14 protein-coding genes and 1 riboswitch are annotated in these 15724 nt (G+C 75.2%); of the genes, 6 read left to right on the forward strand and 8 right to left on the reverse strand.

Going from position 1 to position 15724, the window contains the following annotated elements:
• Positions 1-34: 34 nt before the first annotated feature.
• The 4 genes from pknB to thiO all read right to left on the reverse strand — a co-directional run bounded on the left by pknB (position 35) and on the right by thiO (position 4215).
• Positions 35-1963: a Stk1 family PASTA domain-containing Ser/Thr kinase gene (gene pknB / locus ACIF8T_RS03825; RefSeq protein ID WP_400030774.1), complete on the reverse strand. Its 1929-nt coding sequence runs from the start codon at positions 1961-1963 to the stop codon at positions 35-37.
• A gap of 88 nt (positions 1964-2051) precedes the next feature.
• Entirely contained in the window at positions 2052-2846 is a 795-nt protein-coding gene (locus ACIF8T_RS03830; protein ID WP_400030776.1) for a thiazole synthase, read from the reverse strand.
• Positions 2847-2848: 2 nt separating this feature from the next.
• Entirely contained in the window at positions 2849-3049 is a 201-nt protein-coding gene (gene thiS, locus ACIF8T_RS03835) for a sulfur carrier protein ThiS (protein WP_400030777.1), read from the reverse strand.
• Entirely contained in the window at positions 3046-4215 is a 1170-nt protein-coding gene (thiO, locus tag ACIF8T_RS03840) for a glycine oxidase ThiO (RefSeq protein WP_400030779.1), read from the reverse strand. Before thiO ends, thiS begins: the two co-directional genes overlap by 4 nt.
• Positions 4213-4324: riboswitch (TPP riboswitch) on the reverse strand. It overlaps the preceding gene by 3 nt.
• A 52-nt stretch (positions 4325-4376) precedes the next feature.
• Between thiO and ACIF8T_RS03845 the strand changes: the two genes are divergently transcribed.
• The 6 genes from ACIF8T_RS03845 to ACIF8T_RS03870 all read left to right on the forward strand — a co-directional run bounded on the left by ACIF8T_RS03845 (position 4377) and on the right by ACIF8T_RS03870 (position 9488).
• Positions 4377-4727: a hypothetical protein gene (locus tag ACIF8T_RS03845; protein ID WP_400030781.1), complete on the forward strand. Its 351-nt coding sequence runs from the start codon at positions 4377-4379 to the stop codon at positions 4725-4727.
• A gap of 32 nt (positions 4728-4759) precedes the next feature.
• Entirely contained in the window at positions 4760-6001 is a 1242-nt protein-coding gene (locus tag ACIF8T_RS03850; RefSeq protein WP_400030783.1) for an NAD(P)/FAD-dependent oxidoreductase, read from the forward strand.
• 64 nt (positions 6002-6065) lie between these two features.
• Positions 6066-6431 carry an Rv2175c family DNA-binding protein gene (locus ACIF8T_RS03855; RefSeq protein ID WP_400030785.1) on the forward strand — a complete coding sequence of 122 codons (366 nt, stop codon included), beginning with the start codon at positions 6066-6068 and terminating at the stop codon, positions 6429-6431.
• A gap of 354 nt (positions 6432-6785) precedes the next feature.
• Entirely contained in the window at positions 6786-7448 is a 663-nt protein-coding gene (gene thiE, locus ACIF8T_RS03860; protein WP_400030787.1) for a thiamine phosphate synthase, read from the forward strand.
• A 115-nt stretch (positions 7449-7563) separates the two neighbouring features.
• Entirely contained in the window at positions 7564-8487 is a 924-nt protein-coding gene (metF, locus tag ACIF8T_RS03865) for a methylenetetrahydrofolate reductase [NAD(P)H] (RefSeq protein WP_400030789.1), read from the forward strand.
• A 56-nt stretch (positions 8488-8543) separates the two neighbouring features.
• Positions 8544-9488, forward strand: coding sequence for a hypothetical protein (locus ACIF8T_RS03870; RefSeq protein WP_400030791.1), 945 nt, complete (start codon positions 8544-8546; stop codon positions 9486-9488).
• Between the two features lie 19 nt (positions 9489-9507).
• Here the strand turns inward: ACIF8T_RS03870 and ACIF8T_RS03875 are convergent, their stop codons facing one another.
• The 4 genes from ACIF8T_RS03875 to ACIF8T_RS03890 form a co-directional block, all read right to left on the reverse strand.
• Positions 9508-11022, reverse strand: coding sequence for a phytoene desaturase family protein (locus tag ACIF8T_RS03875; RefSeq protein ID WP_400030793.1), 1515 nt, complete (start codon positions 11020-11022; stop codon positions 9508-9510).
• 496 nt (positions 11023-11518) lie between these two features.
• Positions 11519-12148: a TetR/AcrR family transcriptional regulator gene (locus tag ACIF8T_RS03880; RefSeq protein WP_400030795.1), complete on the reverse strand. Its 630-nt coding sequence runs from the start codon at positions 12146-12148 to the stop codon at positions 11519-11521.
• Between the two features lie 95 nt (positions 12149-12243).
• Entirely contained in the window at positions 12244-14328 is a 2085-nt protein-coding gene (locus tag ACIF8T_RS03885) for a YhgE/Pip family protein (protein ID WP_400030797.1), read from the reverse strand.
• On the reverse strand, positions 14300-15229 hold the full coding sequence (locus ACIF8T_RS03890) for an ATP-binding cassette domain-containing protein (RefSeq protein ID WP_400030798.1): 930 nt from the start codon (positions 15227-15229) through the stop codon (positions 14300-14302). Before ACIF8T_RS03890 ends, ACIF8T_RS03885 begins: the two co-directional genes overlap by 29 nt.
• Between the last annotated feature and the right edge of the window lie 495 nt (positions 15230-15724).

Raw genomic sequence — 15724 nt, forward strand, 5'->3', positions numbered from 1 at the left:
GACCGCTGTGACGCCCGCCGCTCCGCGGGCCCGGTCAGCGGATCTCGAGGGTGATCGTCGACCCCTTGGGCGCGGTGTCCCCGCCGTCCACCGACTGGCCCTCCACGGTGTCGCCGAACAGGCCGAGCAGCCCGCGGTCCTCCTCGACCCGGAAACCGGCGGCCTCCAGCTTCCGCCTGGCGTCGTCCACGCCGTCGCCGACGACGTCCGGGACCTCGACCATCTCCGGGCCCTTGGACAGCGTCAGCGTCACCGTGTCGCCCTCGGCGGCCCGGCCGCCGCTGCCCGGGCTCTGCCGGGCGACCCGGCCCTTGTCGTGCTCGGAGGTGACCCGCTCGGCGGCGACCTTCACCTTCAGGCCGGCGTCGGCGAGCTCCGCCCTGGCGTCCGCCAGGTCCTCCCCGGTCACGTCGGGCACGTCCACCGGGCGGCCCTTGCTGACGGTCAGCGCGACCGCCGAGCCCGCGCGCACCTTCGTGCCCAGCTCGGGCCGCGTGGAGACGACCTGGCCCGCGGCCACGTCCTCGCTGAACGCCCGGGTGACCATGCCCGGCTGGAGCCCCTCGTCCTTCAGGGCCGACCGGGCCCTGTCCAGCCGGTAGCCCTCCAGGTCGGGCACCCGCACGGTCCGCGGTCCCTTGGAGACGGTCAGGGCCACCGAGTCGTTGCCGCGGATGCGGGCGCCCACCGCCGGGTCGGTGCCGATGACCGTGCCGCGTTCCACCGTGTCGCTGTACGCGTGCGTGACCTCGCCGACCTCCAGCCCGGCCGCCTCCAGCCGGTCCCGGGCCTGCGTCTCGGTCTTCTCCAGCACCGGCGGGACCTTGGTGAACTGACCCGAGTTGATGTACCAGACGCCGGTGCCGACGCCGAGCAGCAGCAGGACGGCGACGACGGCCGCCATCGGCCCGCGCCGCAGCCGGGTGCGGCGCCGGGGCGGGTCGGGGGCGGGCGTGCGCAGGCGGCTGGTGCGGTCGAGGCCGGCGGGGGCCTCGCCGTCCTCGCCGACCGGCAGCGGCCGGGGCACGGTCAGCGCGCGCGGGATCACGCTGGTGCGGTCCTCGGCGTTGTCGTGGTCCGCGGCGAGCGCCTGCGGCGGCACCGCGTCCAGCTGGTCCGCGCCGAGCCGGGCGTGCGCCCCGCGGGTCAGCGCGAGCAGGGCGACCGCGTCGTGCGGACGGACGTCAGGGGTGCGCGCGGTCGCCGACGCGACCAGCTCGTCCAGCTCGTACGCCATGCCCGGCACGGCGGCCGAGGGCGGCGGGACGTCCTCGTGCAGGTGCTTGTAGAGGATCGTGGCGGGGGAGTCCCCGTCGTGCGGCTTGGCGCCGGTCAGCATCTCGTACAGCATCACGCCGCACGCGTACACGTCGACGCGCGGGCCGGCGGTGCCCTGCTCGATCTGCTCGGGCGCGAGGTAGGAGACCGTGCCGAGCACGGTCCCGGTGGTGTTGGTCACCGTGTCCACGGCCCGGACCAGGCCGAAGTCGGCGACCTTGACCCGCCCGTCGTCGCCGATCAGGACGTTCTCCGGCTTCATGTCCCGGTGCACGAACCCGGCGCGGTGCGCCGCGCCGAGCGCCGCCAGGACCGGCTCCAGGATGTCCAGCGCGGCCCGCGGCTGGAGCGCCCCGCGCTCGCGCAGCACGTCGCGCAGGGTGCAGCCGGCCACGTACTCCATCGCCAGGTAGACGTACGGCCCGTCGGTGCCCTGGTCGAAGACCTGCACCACGTTCGGGTGGGCCAGCCGGGCCACCGACTTCGCCTCGCGGATGAACCGCTCCACGAAGGAGGCGTCGGCCGCGAGCGCCGGGTGCATCACCTTGAGCGCGAGGACCCGGTCGAGACGGGTGTCCACGGCCCGGTAGACCGTGGCCATCCCGCCGACCGCGATCCGCGCCTCGACGCGGTACCGGCCGTCGAGCACCTGCCCGACCAGCGGGTCCTGAAGGGTCGTGTCCACGCAGGCGAGTGTACGAGCCGCCGCCGGCAGGGCGGCTCGTTCCGCCGCCCGGGGGACGGAATGCAGCAGACCTGTGACGGTCGCGCCCTCAGAACGCCGGGCGCTCCGGGTCCAGGTGCGCGCGGCCCTCGGCCGGCGAGGACGCCTCCGCGAAACGGCGGCGCGGGATGCGCCCGGCCCGGTACGCCAGCCGCCCCGCCTCCACCGCGTGCCTCATCGCCGCGGCCATCAGCACCGGCTCCTGCGCCCGCGTCACCGCCGAGGCGAGCATCACACCGGCGCAGCCCAGCTCCATCGCCAGGGCGGCGTCCGAGGCCGTGCCGGCGCCCGCGTCCAGGATCACCGGCACGCGCGCGTGCTCCACGATCAGCTGGAAGTTATGCGGGTTGCGGATGCCGAGGCCGGAGCCGATCGGCGAGCCCAGCGGCATGATCGCCGCACAGCCGGCGTCCTCCAGCTTCCGGGCCAGCACCGGGTCGTCGTTGGTGTACGGCAGGACCGTGAACCCGTCGTCGACCAGCGTCTCCGCCGCCTCCAGCAGCTCGATCGGGTCGGGCAGCAGCGTGCGCTCGTCGGCGATGACCTCCAGCTTGATCAGGTCGGTGCCCAGCGCCTCGCGCGCCAGACGGGCGGTGAGGACGGCCTCCCCGGCGGTGAAGCAGCCGGCCGTGTTGGGCAGCACCCGGATGCCGAGCCGGTCGAGCACCGACAGCACCGAGCCGTGCACCGAGGGGTCCACGCGCCGCATCGCGACCGTGGTCAGCTCCGTACCGGAGGCCACCAGGGCGCGCTCCAGCACGTCGAGGCTGGGCGCCCCGCCCGTGCCCATGATCAGGCGGGACGCGAGGGACGTGCCGCCGAGGACGAAGGGGTCGTCGGCCATGGTCAGCCTCCTTGGACGGCGGTGAGGACTTCCACGCGGTCGCCCTCGCTCAGGGCGGTGACCGGCCACTGCGCGCGCGGGACGACGGTCTCGTTGAGGGCGGCGGCCACGCCCGAGGGTGCCTGGGTGAGGGACTTCACCACGGTGTCGAGGGCCGTGCCGGGGGCGATCTCCCGGGGGCGGCCGTTGACGGAGATGTTCATGCGGGCTGCTCCGTGAGGACGGCGGTGCCGAAACGGCGGGGGGTGAAGGGACGGGCCTCGTCGGGGAGCTCACCGGTCGCCAGGACGTGCGCCATGACGTCGCCGGTGACCGGGGTGAGCAGCACGCCGTTGCGGTAGTGGCCGGTGGCCAGCAGCAGTCCGTCCAGCCCGGTCGGGCCCAGCAGCGGCGCGTTGTCGGGGGAGGCGGGCCGCAGCCCGGCCCGGACCTCGGTGAACGCCAGCTCGGTGATGCCCGGGACCAGCTCGTGCGCGTCGCGCAGCAGCTCGTACACGCCGCCCGCGGTCACCGTCGTGTCCCAGCCCAGCTCCTCGCTCGTCGCGCCGACGACCAGCTCCCCGTTCTCGCGCGGCACCAGGTAGACGTGGCTGCCGCGCACCACGGCCCGCACGGTCCGGCCGAGGAACGGCCCGTGCCGCGTCGGCATCGCCAGCCGCACGACCTGCCCCTTCACCGGCCGCACCGGCGGCAGGACGTCGTCGGGGACGCCCGCCAGCCGCCCGCTGAGGCTGCCCGCGGCCAGGACCACCCGCCCGGCGCCCAGCGCGGTGCCGTCGGCCGTCACCACGCCCGTGGCCCGGTCCCGTACGACGGTGAGCCGCTCGGCCCACGCGCGGTGGAACACCACCCCGGCCCGCTCGCACGCGGCCACCAGCGCCCGGGCCAGCCGCCGCGGGTCGACCTGGTGGTCGCCGTCGACGCGCAGCCCGCCGCGCACCCCCGGCGCGAGCATCGGCTCCAGACGCCGGCACTCCCGCCCCGACAGCCACTGGGAGTCCAGCCCCGAGCGCTGCTGGAAGGCGTGCAGTTCGCGCAGATGGGCGCGGTCGTCGGCGTCCAGGGCGACCGCGAGCGTGCCGTTGCGGCGGTAGCCGAGGTCGTGGCCGGTCAGTTCGGCCAGCTCCGCCGCGAAGCCGGGCCAGCGGCGGGCGGACTCCAGGTTGAGGCCGAGCAGGGTCTGCTCGCCGTAGTGCAGTTCCGTGACGGCGGCCAGCATCCCGGCCGCCACCTGCGCGGCCCCGCCGCCGGGTTCGGGGTCCAGCACGGCCGTGGCCAGGCCGCGCTGCGCGGCCCGCCAGGCCGTGACCAGGCCGATGATCCCGCCCCCGACGACCAGGACGTCTGACGTGTCGGACGTGCGCGACATGGGCGTCCAGCCCCTCCCTTCGCCGGCATGACCCGGATCAGGTTCGTACGGTCGGAGGCCGCCAGCCTCCCTCTCAGCCCGGTGCGTCCGGGCTCCCGCGAGTGCTCTACGTTGGCCACCCTAGCCCGACGCCGCACGTCTCAGTAAGGGAGCCTCCGCCCGTGGCCCGTTCGCTCGACGGTCTCGTCCTCGCCCCCGTCGCCGACCAGGCCCCGGGCCAGGTCGGCACCCGCACCCGGTTCGCCTACCGCGAGGAGGACGGCGTGGTGTGGGCCGAGTACGCGGGCGGCGACGTCGTACGGGGGCATCTGGTGGGTACCCGGGAGGGGGACCGGCTGGACTTCCGGTACGTGCAGCTCAAGCACGACGGGACGACCTCGTCGGGACACTGCGTGTCGACGGTGACGGAACTGCCCGACGGGCGGGTGCGGCTGGAGGAGACCTGGCGGTGGGAGTCGCAGCGGGGCAGCGGGACGAGCGTGGTGGAGCAGATTCCCGCGCACGGGCACTGACTGACGGTCCGTCAGGTGACTAGGGTGATCAGGTGAGCGAGCAGACCCAGGAACAGGGAGCGTCCGGGCCGCGCCGGGTGGTCGTGGCGGGCGCGGGCATGGCCGGCGTGCAGACCGCCGTCGCGCTGCGGGAACAGGGCTTCCCCGGCACCGTGACCCTGATCGGCGCGGAGCCCCACCAGCCGTACGACCGGCCGCCGTTGTCCAAGGCCGTGCTGCTCGGCAAGGCCGAGGGCTCCGCCTTCGACGTCGACTTCGAGGCGCTCGGCATCGAACTGCGGCTCGGCTGCGAGGTGCTGGGCCTGCGGCCCGCCGACCACGAACTGGACACCGGGGCCGGGCCCGTGCCGTACGACGTCCTGGTCGTCGCGACCGGGGCCGAGCCGGTCCGGCTGCCGGGCACGGAGGGCGTGCCCGGCGTGCACCTGCTGCGCACCCTGGACGACGCCGAACGGCTGCGGCCGGTGCTCGCCCGGCAGCACGACATCGTGGTCGTCGGCGCCGGCTGGATCGGCGCGGAGTTCGCCACCGCCGCGCGCGAGGCGGGCTGCGCGGTGACCGTCGTCGAGGCCGCCGGCCGGCCGCTGGCCGGGGCGCTGCCGGACGAGGTGGCCGCGCCGATGGCCGCCTGGTACGCCGACGCCGGGGCCGAGCTGCGCACGCACGCGCGCGTGCGGCGCGTCGAGCCCGGCGCGGTGCTCCTGGACGACGGCACGCGGCTGCCCGCGGACGCGGTCGTCGTCGGCATCGGGGCCCGGCCCGCCACCGCCTGGCTGGCCGGCTCGGGCATCGAGCTCGGCGCGCACGGCGAGATCGTGGCCGACCGGCACCTGCGCACCTCGCTGCCCGACGTCTACGCGGTCGGCGACTGCGCCTCCTTCCCGTCGGGCCGCTACGGCGAGCGCCTGCTCGTCCACCACTGGGACAACGCCCTGCAGGGGCCGCGCACGGTGGCCGTGAACATCGTCGGCGGGGCCACCGGCGAGACACCGGCGGTGTACGACCCGGTGCCGTACTTCTGGTCCGAGCAGTTCGGCCGCTTCGTCCAGTACGCCGGCCACCACGCGTCCGCCGACCGGACGGTGTGGCGCGGTGACGCCTCCGGCCCGGCGTGGACGGTGTGCTGGCTGCGCGGCGGCCGTCTGGTCGCCCTGCTGGCGGTCGGCCGGCCCCGGGACCTGGCGCAGGGGCGCCGCCTGATCGAGTCGGGCGCGGTGATGGAGCCGCGGCTGCTGGCGGACCCGGCGCGGCCGCTGAAGGCGGCGACGGCCTGATGCGTTCGCGCAGGTGGACCGGCCTGGCTTCCTCCTGTCAGTGGGGGATGGCAGGCTTGTTTCCGTGACCGAGATTGACGCAAAGATCGATGCTCTCGTCCCTGCCTGGCTCACCCTTCCCGACATCGCCGAGATGCTCGGCGTCGAGGTGACGCGTGTGCGGCAGCTGGTCAAGGAGGGCCAGCTCATCGCCGTACGCCGGGGTGAGAACCGGGCGCTGCACGTCCCCGCCGACTTCATCGACGGGGACAAGGTCGTCAAGGGCCTGTCCGGGACCCTGACGCTGCTGCGGGACGACGGCTTCACGGACGAAGAGATGCTGGAGTGGCTGTTCACGGCCGACCCGAGCCTGCCCGGCACCCCGGCGCAGGCCCTGCGCGAGAACCGCGGCACGGAGGTGAAGCGCCGCGCCCAGGCGCTGGCCGTCTGACCCGGGTCGGCCGGGTACGGGCCTGACCGTCCCCGGTGCCCCGGGGCGACAGCGGGACGCGCCCGGTGCCGGCCGGGCGCCGCGAGGGGGACCGGGGCGGTCGCCCGGCCGTGTTCCTCGACGCGGGTGCCGAGGGAGGCAGGCGTGGGCCGGGCGGCGTGCCCGGTCCGCCCCGCGCCCCGTCCCCCGCGGCGCCGGCCACGACCCGTCCATGGCGGCCCGGGGCCCGGCCGAGGGCTCGGAGCGCGTCCGGGCGGGGGCTTATCCTGACCCGTCGTCGGGCCCGGCCCGGGTCCGACGGCCGCGAGAGCGGGCCCGCCGGGCCCGTCCACATCGACCACGGGGGACATCCGCATGCCCGGAACCGACACCGCCACCGACCCGCGTGCCCGGCTCGCCGACGCCCGGCTCTACCTGTGCACGGACGCCCGCAGGCGGCAGGGCGACCTGCCCGAGTTCCTCGACGCGGTGCTCGGCGGCGGCGTCGACGTCGTGCAGCTGCGCGACAAGGGCATGGAGGCCGCCGAGGAGCTGGAGCACCTGCGGGTCTTCGCGGACGCCTGCGCCCGCCACGGCAAGCTGCTCGCGGTCAACGACCGCGCGGACGTCGCCCACGCGGCCGGCTCCGACGTCCTGCACCTCGGGCAGGGCGACCTTCCCGTGCCCGCGGCCCGCGCGATCCTCGGCGACCGGGTCCTGATCGGCCGCTCCACGCACGCCGAGTCCGAGGCCGCCGCCGCGGCCGTGCAGGACGGCGTGGACTACTTCTGCACCGGCCCGTGCTGGCCGACCCCCACCAAGCCGGGCCGTCCGGCCCCCGGCCTGGACCTGGTCCGGTACGCGGCCTCTCTCGGTACCGACCGCCCCTGGTTCGCCATCGGCGGCATCGACCTCGGCAACCTCGACGAGGTCCTCGACGCGGGCGCCCGCCGGGTCGTCGTCGTACGGGCGATCACGGAGGCGGACGACCCGGGCGCGGCGGCGGCCGGGTTCGCGAAGCGGCTGCGGCAGGTCTGAGGGCGGGCGGGGCCGCCGGAGGCCCGTTGTCCAAGGGGTGGACAGCAAGTCGACAAACAGGTCAAATCTCCCTGCTCTTGTTGGGGGACCGCCGCCCCCTGGCTAACCTGCCCGTATGGCCCTCGGAACCGCATCCACCAGGACTGATCGCGCACGCACCGTGCGCGACATGCTCGCCGCCGGGAAGACGACGTACTCGTTCGAGTTCTGGGCTCCCAAGACGGAGCAGGGCGAGCGGAACCTGTGGAACGCGCTGCGCAGGGTCGAGGCCGTCGGCCCCGACTTCGTCTCCGTGACGTACGGAGCGGGCGGCTCCACCCGCGCCGGCACCGTGCGGGCCACCGAGCAGATCGCCTCCGACACCACCCTCACCCCGGTCGCCCACCTCACCGCGGTCGACCACTCCGTCGCCGAGCTGCGCAACATCATCGGCCAGTACGCCGACGCCGGGATCCGCAACATGCTCGCCGTGCGCGGCGACCCGCCCGGCGACCCCATGGGCGAGTGGGTCCCGCACCCGCAGGGCCTCACCTACGCCGCCGAACTCGTCCAGCTCATCAAGGAGTCGGGCGACTTCTGCGTCGGCGTGGCGGCCTTCCCGGAGATGCACCCGCGCTCCGCGGACTGGGACAGCGACGTCGCCCGCTTCGTCGACAAGTGCCGGGCCGGCGCGGACTACGCGATCACACAGATGTTCTTCCACCCGGAGTCCTACCTCCGGCTGCGCGACCGGGTCGCCGCGGCCGGCTGCGAGACCCCGGTGATCCCCGAGGTCATGCCGGTGACCAGTGTGAAGATGCTGGAACGGTTGCCGAAGCTCAGTAACGCCTCGTTCCCGGACGCCCTGAAAGAGCGGATCCTCACAGCGAAGGACAATCCGACAGCGGTACGCTCCATCGGTATCGACTTCGCCACGGAGTTCTGTGCGCGGCTGCTGTCCGAGGGCGTGCCCGGACTGCACTTCATCACGCTCAACAACTCCACGGCGACGCTGGAAATCTACGAGAACCTGGGCCTGCACCACCCACCGCGGGCCTAGACCGGTCGCACCGGAGTACGACACACTGCGTAGCGGCCACTGGGAGAGGGGCGTACATGGGCTGGACGGTCCTCTACATCGCGTTCGGCATCGTCGCGCTGTGGCTGCTGGGCGAGGTGCTGCTGCAGTACAAGGCGCGGCTGCGCTGGCGCCTGCTCGCCTTCGGCGGCTTCCTCGGCGTCGTGATCGGCGTGCTGATCCCGTCCGTCGTCGTCATCGGCCTGGGCGCGGCCGCCTTCGCGATCGGCCAGACCTACGTCACGCTCTCCTTCCGCCGCGGCTTCGCGGCGGGCTGGGCGGTCTCCGCCCCGGCCGGCCTGCCCGGGCTCGGCGGCCGGCGCGGCCGCGCGGACCGGGGCCGCCGGGAGCCGACGCTGGAGGTCTCCGGCCTCGAAGCCGGGAGCGGCTACGACGACGGCACGCACGGCTACGACGACGGCACGCACGGCCACGACGCCGCGGCCCACGGCCGGGACGACGACCACGACCGCGACGACGTGTTCACGCCGGGCCGGTCCGCGCAGCCCTCGGCCGCCGAGACCACCGCCGTGTACGAGCCGCAGCCCCTGCCCGACGACACCGGCTCCTACGGCACGTACGACTCCGGCTACGGCCAGGACCAGCACGCGGCCGCCGCCCGGACCGCCGACCCGTCCTACGCCTACGACTACTCCGGCTACGGGCAGCAGGGCTACGGCTACGACACGGCGGGCCAGCAGCAGTACGCCGCCTACTCCGACCCGTACATCGGCACCCAGTCCTACGCGGGCGGGTACGACTCCGGCTACGGCGCCCACCAGCAGTACGACCAGCAGGGCTACGCCCAGGACCCGTACGCCGCCGGCGGCTACGGCCCGACCCCGCCCGGCGGCGTCTGGGTCCCGCAGCAGCGCAGCACCGACGACCCGTACGGGGAGCTCCCGCCGGAGCAGCCCCACCCGTACCAGGGCAACGGGCAGCAGGCGCACGGCAACGGGTTCGACGAGCAGTACCGGTTCTGACCGCGCCGCGGCGCACCGGTCACCGCGAGCCGCGGAAGTCCGGCCCCTCCACGATCAGCCCGGCCACCAGGGCTCCCGACATGCCCGCGTGCGGCAGGCCCCCGCCCGGGTGCGCCCAGCCGCCGACGGTGAACAGCCCTTCGACGCGCGTGCGGTTCGACGGGTGCAGCAGCCGCCCGCCGGCCGCCGCCAGGGCCGGCGCCGGGACGGCCCCGCCCGCCGCGCCGGTCGCCTCCGCGACGTCCGCGGGGGTGCGGACCTCCTGCCAGAGCAGACGGTCGCGCAGGTCCGGCACCGCCCGCCCGGCCGCGGTGACCATGCGCTCGGCGTGCCGCTCCCAGGCCTGCGGCCCGGCCGGGCCGCCGTCGGACCGCGCGGGGACCACCGAGGTGAGCGTCACCGCCTCGTGCCCGGCGTCCGGGACCAGCGCCGGGTCGCCGGGGCGCAGCACGGTGACCGTGGGGTCCGCGGGCAGCGCGGACGCCGGGCCGAACAGGGCGTCCAGCTCCCCTTCCCGGTCCCGGGTGTGCACCACCGTCCGGTGCGGCGCGTCCGCGGGGCGGCCGCCGCGCAGCGCGAGCAGCACCGTGAGGCGGCCGGCCGCGCCGGCCCGGGCCGGGACCTCGCCGGCCCCGCGCGGCGCCGTCCCCCCGGTGAGGCGCTCCAGCGTGCCGGGCGCGGTCCCCGCCACCACGAAGTCCGCCTCCGCCACCGTCCCGTCGGCGAGCCGCACCCCGGCCGCCCGGCCGTCCTTCTCCACCACCCCGGCGACCTCGGCACCGAAGTGGAACTCGACCTTCCGGGCCCGGCAGCGCTCGTACACCGCGCGCGCCAGCTCCCGCAGCCCGCCGCGCACGTACCAGGTGCCGAAGGCGTGCTCCATGTACGGCAGGACGGCCGCGGCGGCCGGGGCGGTCCGCGGGTCCAGGCCGTGGGCGAGGGCGTGGCTCTCCAGCAGGGCGGCGAGCCGGGCGTCGCGCAGCTCCCGGGCACCGACCTCGGCGAGGGTGCCCGCCCGGCGGGTGCGCAGCAGCCGGCGGTGCGGGACCGCCGGGTAGGGCTCGCGCTCGGCCAGCACCTGCCAGTTCGGCCACAGCGGCTCCTCCAGCAGGGGCCGGCGGGTGCGGTCCCAGGCCTCGCGGGCGCGCACCAGGAAGTCGCCCCAGCGCCGGCCGGCGTCCGCGCCCAGCGCCCGGTCGAGGGCCGCGACCACGCCCGCCCGGGAGGCGTTGGGCAGCGCGGCCCGCGTGCCGTCCGCGAAGACGTGGCACGCCGAGGGGTCGACCTGGACCAGCTCGACGCACGCCTCCAGCGGCTCCTTGCCCGTCTTGACGAAGAGGTCGCGGTAGACGGCGGGGAGCGGCAGCAGGCCCGGGCCGGTGTCGAACGAGAAGCCGTCCCGCTCGAACCGGCGCACGGCCCCGCCGTACGTCTCCGTCCGCTCGTACACCGCCACCCGGTGGCCCGCGACGGCCAGCCGGGCCGCGGCCGCCATCGCGCCCATCCCGGCGCCGATCACCGCAATCCGTGCCATGCCAGCGACTTTATCGGCCGCCGCCGGCTAGCCCCGACCGGGTCCGTGACCAGCCGGTTCCCCGGATACTCCGGCGGGGGAGCACCGGCGCGGAGGCGCACGTGACCAGGGAGCGGCGAGGAGGGCTGGGGGCGCGGGCCCAGGGGTGAGTACCCGTACCTAGCCGGGGACTTGAGTACGCGCGCGGATGGGGGCCGGCCCCCGTCGGCGGGAGAGTGGAGACACGGAGAGGGGCACGGCTCCGGTACCGGCGACACGGGGCGCCGGAACGGGCCGGCCCGCGATCCGCTCCTTCCGCCGGCGGTGCCGGCGGGAGCGAGGCACGGGGGATCCCGGGGGACGACCGCGACGGGGGTCCGAAGGGGGAACGTACGGGGGGAAGCACGGGGGAACACGGGGGAAGCACGGAAGGCGCCGGTCCGACGGTGGCCCGCGGGGGACGCGGCCACCCCGGGCCGGCGCCTTCACGTGCGGACGGCGGGCGCCGCCGCGCGTCTCAGGGACGGCCGCTCACGCGCCCCTGGAGCAGCCGGGACAGGGCCGCGTGCACGTCGTCCAGGGAGCGCTCCGGCTGGAACGACTTCCAGTCCAGCGCGGCCACCAGGACCATGCCGACCAGCGCGGCCGCCGTCAGCGGCACGTCGATCTCCTCGCTGAGCTCGCCGTTCGCCACGCCCTCGCGCAGTACGTCCTCCACGACCGCGACGGCCTCCTGCCGCACCACCATCAGGGTGTCCTGCCAGGCCCGGTTGGTCCGCCACAGCTCGGCCACGTACAGCTGGGTGAAGGCCGGGTAGCGGTCGATGAAGACGAGTCCCGCGCGGATCATCGCGTCCAGCGCGTCGACCCTGGTGCCGCCCCTCTCGGCCGTCGCCTCGGCCGCCGCCCGCAGGGAGGCGGTGAGGAGGCCCACGCCGTGCCGCAGCAGTTCCTCGAAGAGGACCGACTTGCTGGCGAAGTTGTAGTAGACCGTGCCCTTCGCGACCCCGGCGCGCTCGGCGATCTCGTCCACCGTGGTGGCGGAGAAGCCCTGCTCGGCGATGAGCGTGACGGCCGCTTCGTAGAGCTTCTGCCGGGTGGCCTCGCGACGGGTGCTGCCGCCCGACGCGGCACTGCTGCGTTCCATGGCCCTGATTGTCACAGGAGCGGCACCCGGCTCCGGCACGGGAGGGGAGGGTACGCCCGCCGGCCCGGCGGCGGAGGCCGCGGGTACGCGTGCGCTCACAGGGTCAGCTCCGGGTGCAGCCGGTCCAGGGTCCACACCTGGCGGCGGCGGGCCGACAGCGCGGTCAGCGCGAGGGCGCCCGCGGTGAACACCGTCAGCACCAGGCACGCGTGCCACACCGGTTCCAGGCCGCCGCCCGTGATGAGCCTGCGGAGGGCCTCGACGACGTAGCTCATCGGCAGGAAGGGGTGCAGCGCGTTGAAGAAGCCGGGGCTGGTCTGCACGGGGTACGTGCCGCCGGCCGACGTCAGCTGGAGCATCAGCAGGGCCAGCACGAGGATCCGGCCGGCCGCCCCGAAGCGCGCGTTCAGCCACTGCACGATCGCCGCGAAGCACGCCGTCACCAGGAACAGGAAGCCCACCGTCCCGGCCGCCCGGACCATCTCCAGGCCCACCGCCCAGTGCAGCACCGACATCAGCGCCACGGTCTGCAGCATCCCGATCGCCGCCACCGGCAGCCAGCCCGCCAGCGCGATCCGCCACGCCGAGGCACCCGCGGCCAGCGCGCGCCGGTTCATCGGCGGGATCAGCATGTACGCCACCATCGCGCCCACCCACAGGGACAACGGGATGAAGTACGGGGCGAAACCGGTGCCGTAGTTGGGCGCCTTGTGCAGGTCCCGGGAGACGAGCTGCACGGGGTCCGCCATGACCTCGGTGCGCCGGTCGCGGTCCTGCTTGTCGTAGTCGGGGATCTTCTCCGCGCCGTCGTGGAGTCCGCCGGCGAGCTTGCCGGAGCCGTCGACGAGCTTGTAGATGCCGCCGCTCAGGTCGTCGGCGCCCGTCTTCAGCTCGTCGATGCCCCGGTCCAGGTCCGCGGCGCCGGTCTCGGCGGTGCCGAGCCCCTTGTCGATCTTCTTCGCGCCGGCGGCGACCGCGGCGGCCCCGTCGTTGAGATCGTTGACCTTCTCGACGGCGTCGTCGAGGTCCTCGGACAGGTGCGGCGCGCGGTCCGCGAGGGCCTGGGCCTGCTTCTGGAGGGTGCCGAGGTCCTCGTCGAGCTTCTTCAGCTCGGCGTCGTGGTCGCCGACCAGCGTGTCCAGGTCGCCGGCGACGACCGCCACGTCGGCCGCCGCCTCCTTGGCCTTCTCCAGGTCGGCGCAGGCGGCGCCGGGCAGGACCGGCTCCTCGCACTGGGCGGCGTAGGCCTCGTCCAGTGTGCCGGAGGCGGTGCGGGCCTTCCCGGCGGCCTCCGGGGCCCGCTTCACCAGGGCGGCGAGGTCGTCACGGGCCGCCTGGGAGCCGTCCGCGACGAGCTGGGCGGTGTCCCCGATGGCCTTCTCGTCGTCCTTCAGGAACGGGCCGATCCGGTCGTCGATCGCGTTGACCTTGTCGGCGAGCGTCCGGGTGCCCGCCGCGACCCGGGCGGAGCCGTCCGCCAGGCGGCCCGCGGCGGTGTGCAGCTTCTTCACGCCCTTGGCCAGCTTGCCGCTGCCCGCCTGGGCCTTCTCCAGCCCGCCGGCCAGGTCCCTGGAGCCCTTCTCCGCCTTCCCGATGCCGCCCTTGAGCTTGTCGGCCCCCTCGGCCGCCTTCACGGTCTCGCCGTGGATGTCCGAGAAGGAGACGAAGATCCTGTCCAGGAAGCCGCGCGAGGTCTTCGAGGACGCGGCCCGGCGCACCTCGCCGAAGACCGTCCGGGAGATCTGGCCGACGATGTAGTTGTTGGCGTCGTTCGTCCGCACCTGCAGGGCGCCGGTCTCGGGGGAGTCGCCCGAGCTGGAGGCGATCCGCCGGCTGAAGTCGGCGGGCATGGTGAGCGACAGGTAGTACGTGCCGTCCTCGACGCCCGCACGGGCCTCGGCGGCGCTCACCTCGTGCCACTCGAAGGTCTTGCTGTCCCGCAGTCCCTCGGTGATGTCGTCGCCCGCCGTGATCCGCTCCCCGTCGGCCCGCGCGCCCTTGTCCTCGTTCACCAGCGCCACGGGGATGCGGTCCAGCCGGCCGTACGGGTCCCAGAACGACCACAGGTACAGGGCGCCGTACAGCAGGGGCAGCACCAGCAGGGCGACCAGGGCGGCCCGCGGGAGCCTGCCCCGGCCGAAGCGCCGCAGCTCAAGCGCGGCCAGTTTCGGCGAGCGCATCGGCCGCCTCCTTCGCTTCGTCGGCTCGGTCGGAGGTGTCCGTACGGCCGGACCGGCCGGTCGCGTCGGCCTGCTCGGTCGGGTCGGCCTGCTCGGTCGGGTCCGCCCGGTCGGTCTCTTCGGTCTCTTCCGTCCCTTGGGTCTCTTGCGTCCCTCGGGCCTCTTCGATCTCTTCGGTCTCTTCGGTTGCGTCCGCCGCGTCGTCCCGGCCGGCGGTCGCCGCGGTGGACACCACCACCGCGCCGTCGGGGGCCTCGCCGGCCACGGCCAGGACCGTCGTCCCGCTCTCGGCGATCGACCTCAGCAGGGCCCAGACCTCGGCGCGCTCGGCGGCCGACAGTTTCAGATCGGTGTCGTCGACCCCGAGCAGCCGGGGGCCGCCGAGCAGGGCGAGGGCGACCGACAGGCGCAGCACCTCCACGCGCTCCAGGTCGCGCACCGCCGTCCGGCCGCCCTTGGGCAGGGCCTCCAGGTCGAGGCCGGCGGCGGCGAGCACGGCGTCGGTCCGCCGCCTCTCCTCGCTCCGGCGCTCGGCACGCGGCCGCAGCAGCGCGCGCAGCGAGCCGCCGTACCGGTGCTGCAGCAGCGCCCGCTCGTGCAGGTGCTCCCCGACGGTCAGCGCCGGATCCAGGTCGGTGACCCCCGGCACGTGGGCGAGGGCGCTGACCCGCCGCACGGCAGCCATCCGCTTCGGCAGCGGGGCCCCGCCCACGACCGCCGTCCCCTCGGTGGTCCTCATCCGCCCGGTGAGCGCGAGCAGCAGACACGTACGGCCGGAGCCGGACGGCCCCTCGATCACGATCAGCGCGCCGGGCCGCGCGTCAAGGGAGACCCCGCGGAACGTCCACCCGCGGGGCCCCTTGAGCCCGAGGTCCCGGGCCGTGACGGCGATTCCGCCCACGGCACACCCACCCCCTGCACTCGTCACCTCGATTTGAACTGACTGGTCAGTGCAAAAGCTAGCCCGAACGTCCGGCCGACGCAAAACCGCGGGTGATCCGTTCCCGCCGATCCGGCGCACGTGTGCCGTGCCCGGTTGTGCCGGGCGTTCCCGGGGGGTCGGTTCAGGCACGGGCGGGCCGGCGCGGCGCGCGGGAAGCGGGCCGGCAGCACCCCGGTGATGCTCACTCCGGCCGGGCACGCCACTCCGAAAGCCGCGAACAGGGCGGGACCGTGCTCGGGGCGAACCCGCCCACGTCGCTCAGGAACCTCACGATGCAGGTGAACCCCGCGAACGCCCCGGCGACGGACAGTGCCCCGGCCGCCGGCACGATCCCGAACCGGCGGCCGTCGGGCCCGTCCCGTAGGCGGCGTGCTCCTCCTGCGGACGCGAGGGCGGCAGCGCGACGGCGATCGCCACCAGGGAGACGAGCCCCAGCCCCGCCGGCACGGCGAC

It is taken from the genome of Streptomyces sp. NPDC085946 (assembly GCF_044540485.1).
Taxonomy (GTDB): Bacteria; Actinomycetota; Actinomycetes; order Streptomycetales; family Streptomycetaceae; genus Streptomyces.

Bases quoted from the DNA above. Each gene is read 5' to 3' on its own strand.
- thiS (WP_400030777.1), bottom strand. From the start codon at position 3,049: ATGAACATCTCCGTCAACGGCCGCCCCCGGGAGATCGCCCCCGGCACG.
- ACIF8T_RS03875 (WP_400030793.1), bottom strand. From the start codon at position 11,022: ATGGCACGGATTGCGGTGATCGGCGCCGGGATGGGCGCGATGGCGGCC.
- ACIF8T_RS03870 (WP_400030791.1), top strand. From the start codon at position 8,544: ATGGGCTGGACGGTCCTCTACATCGCGTTCGGCATCGTCGCGCTGTGG.
- ACIF8T_RS03885 (WP_400030797.1), bottom strand. From the start codon at position 14,328: ATGCGCTCGCCGAAACTGGCCGCGCTTGAGCTGCGGCGCTTCGGCCGG.
- metF (WP_400030789.1), top strand. From the start codon at position 7,564: ATGGCCCTCGGAACCGCATCCACCAGGACTGATCGCGCACGCACCGTG.
- ACIF8T_RS03880 (WP_400030795.1), bottom strand. From the start codon at position 12,148: ATGGAACGCAGCAGTGCCGCGTCGGGCGGCAGCACCCGTCGCGAGGCC.
- ACIF8T_RS03830 (WP_400030776.1), bottom strand. From the start codon at position 2,846: ATGGCCGACGACCCCTTCGTCCTCGGCGGCACGTCCCTCGCGTCCCGC.
- thiO (WP_400030779.1), bottom strand. From the start codon at position 4,215: ATGTCGCGCACGTCCGACACGTCAGACGTCCTGGTCGTCGGGGGCGGG.
- thiE (WP_400030787.1), top strand. From the start codon at position 6,786: ATGCCCGGAACCGACACCGCCACCGACCCGCGTGCCCGGCTCGCCGAC.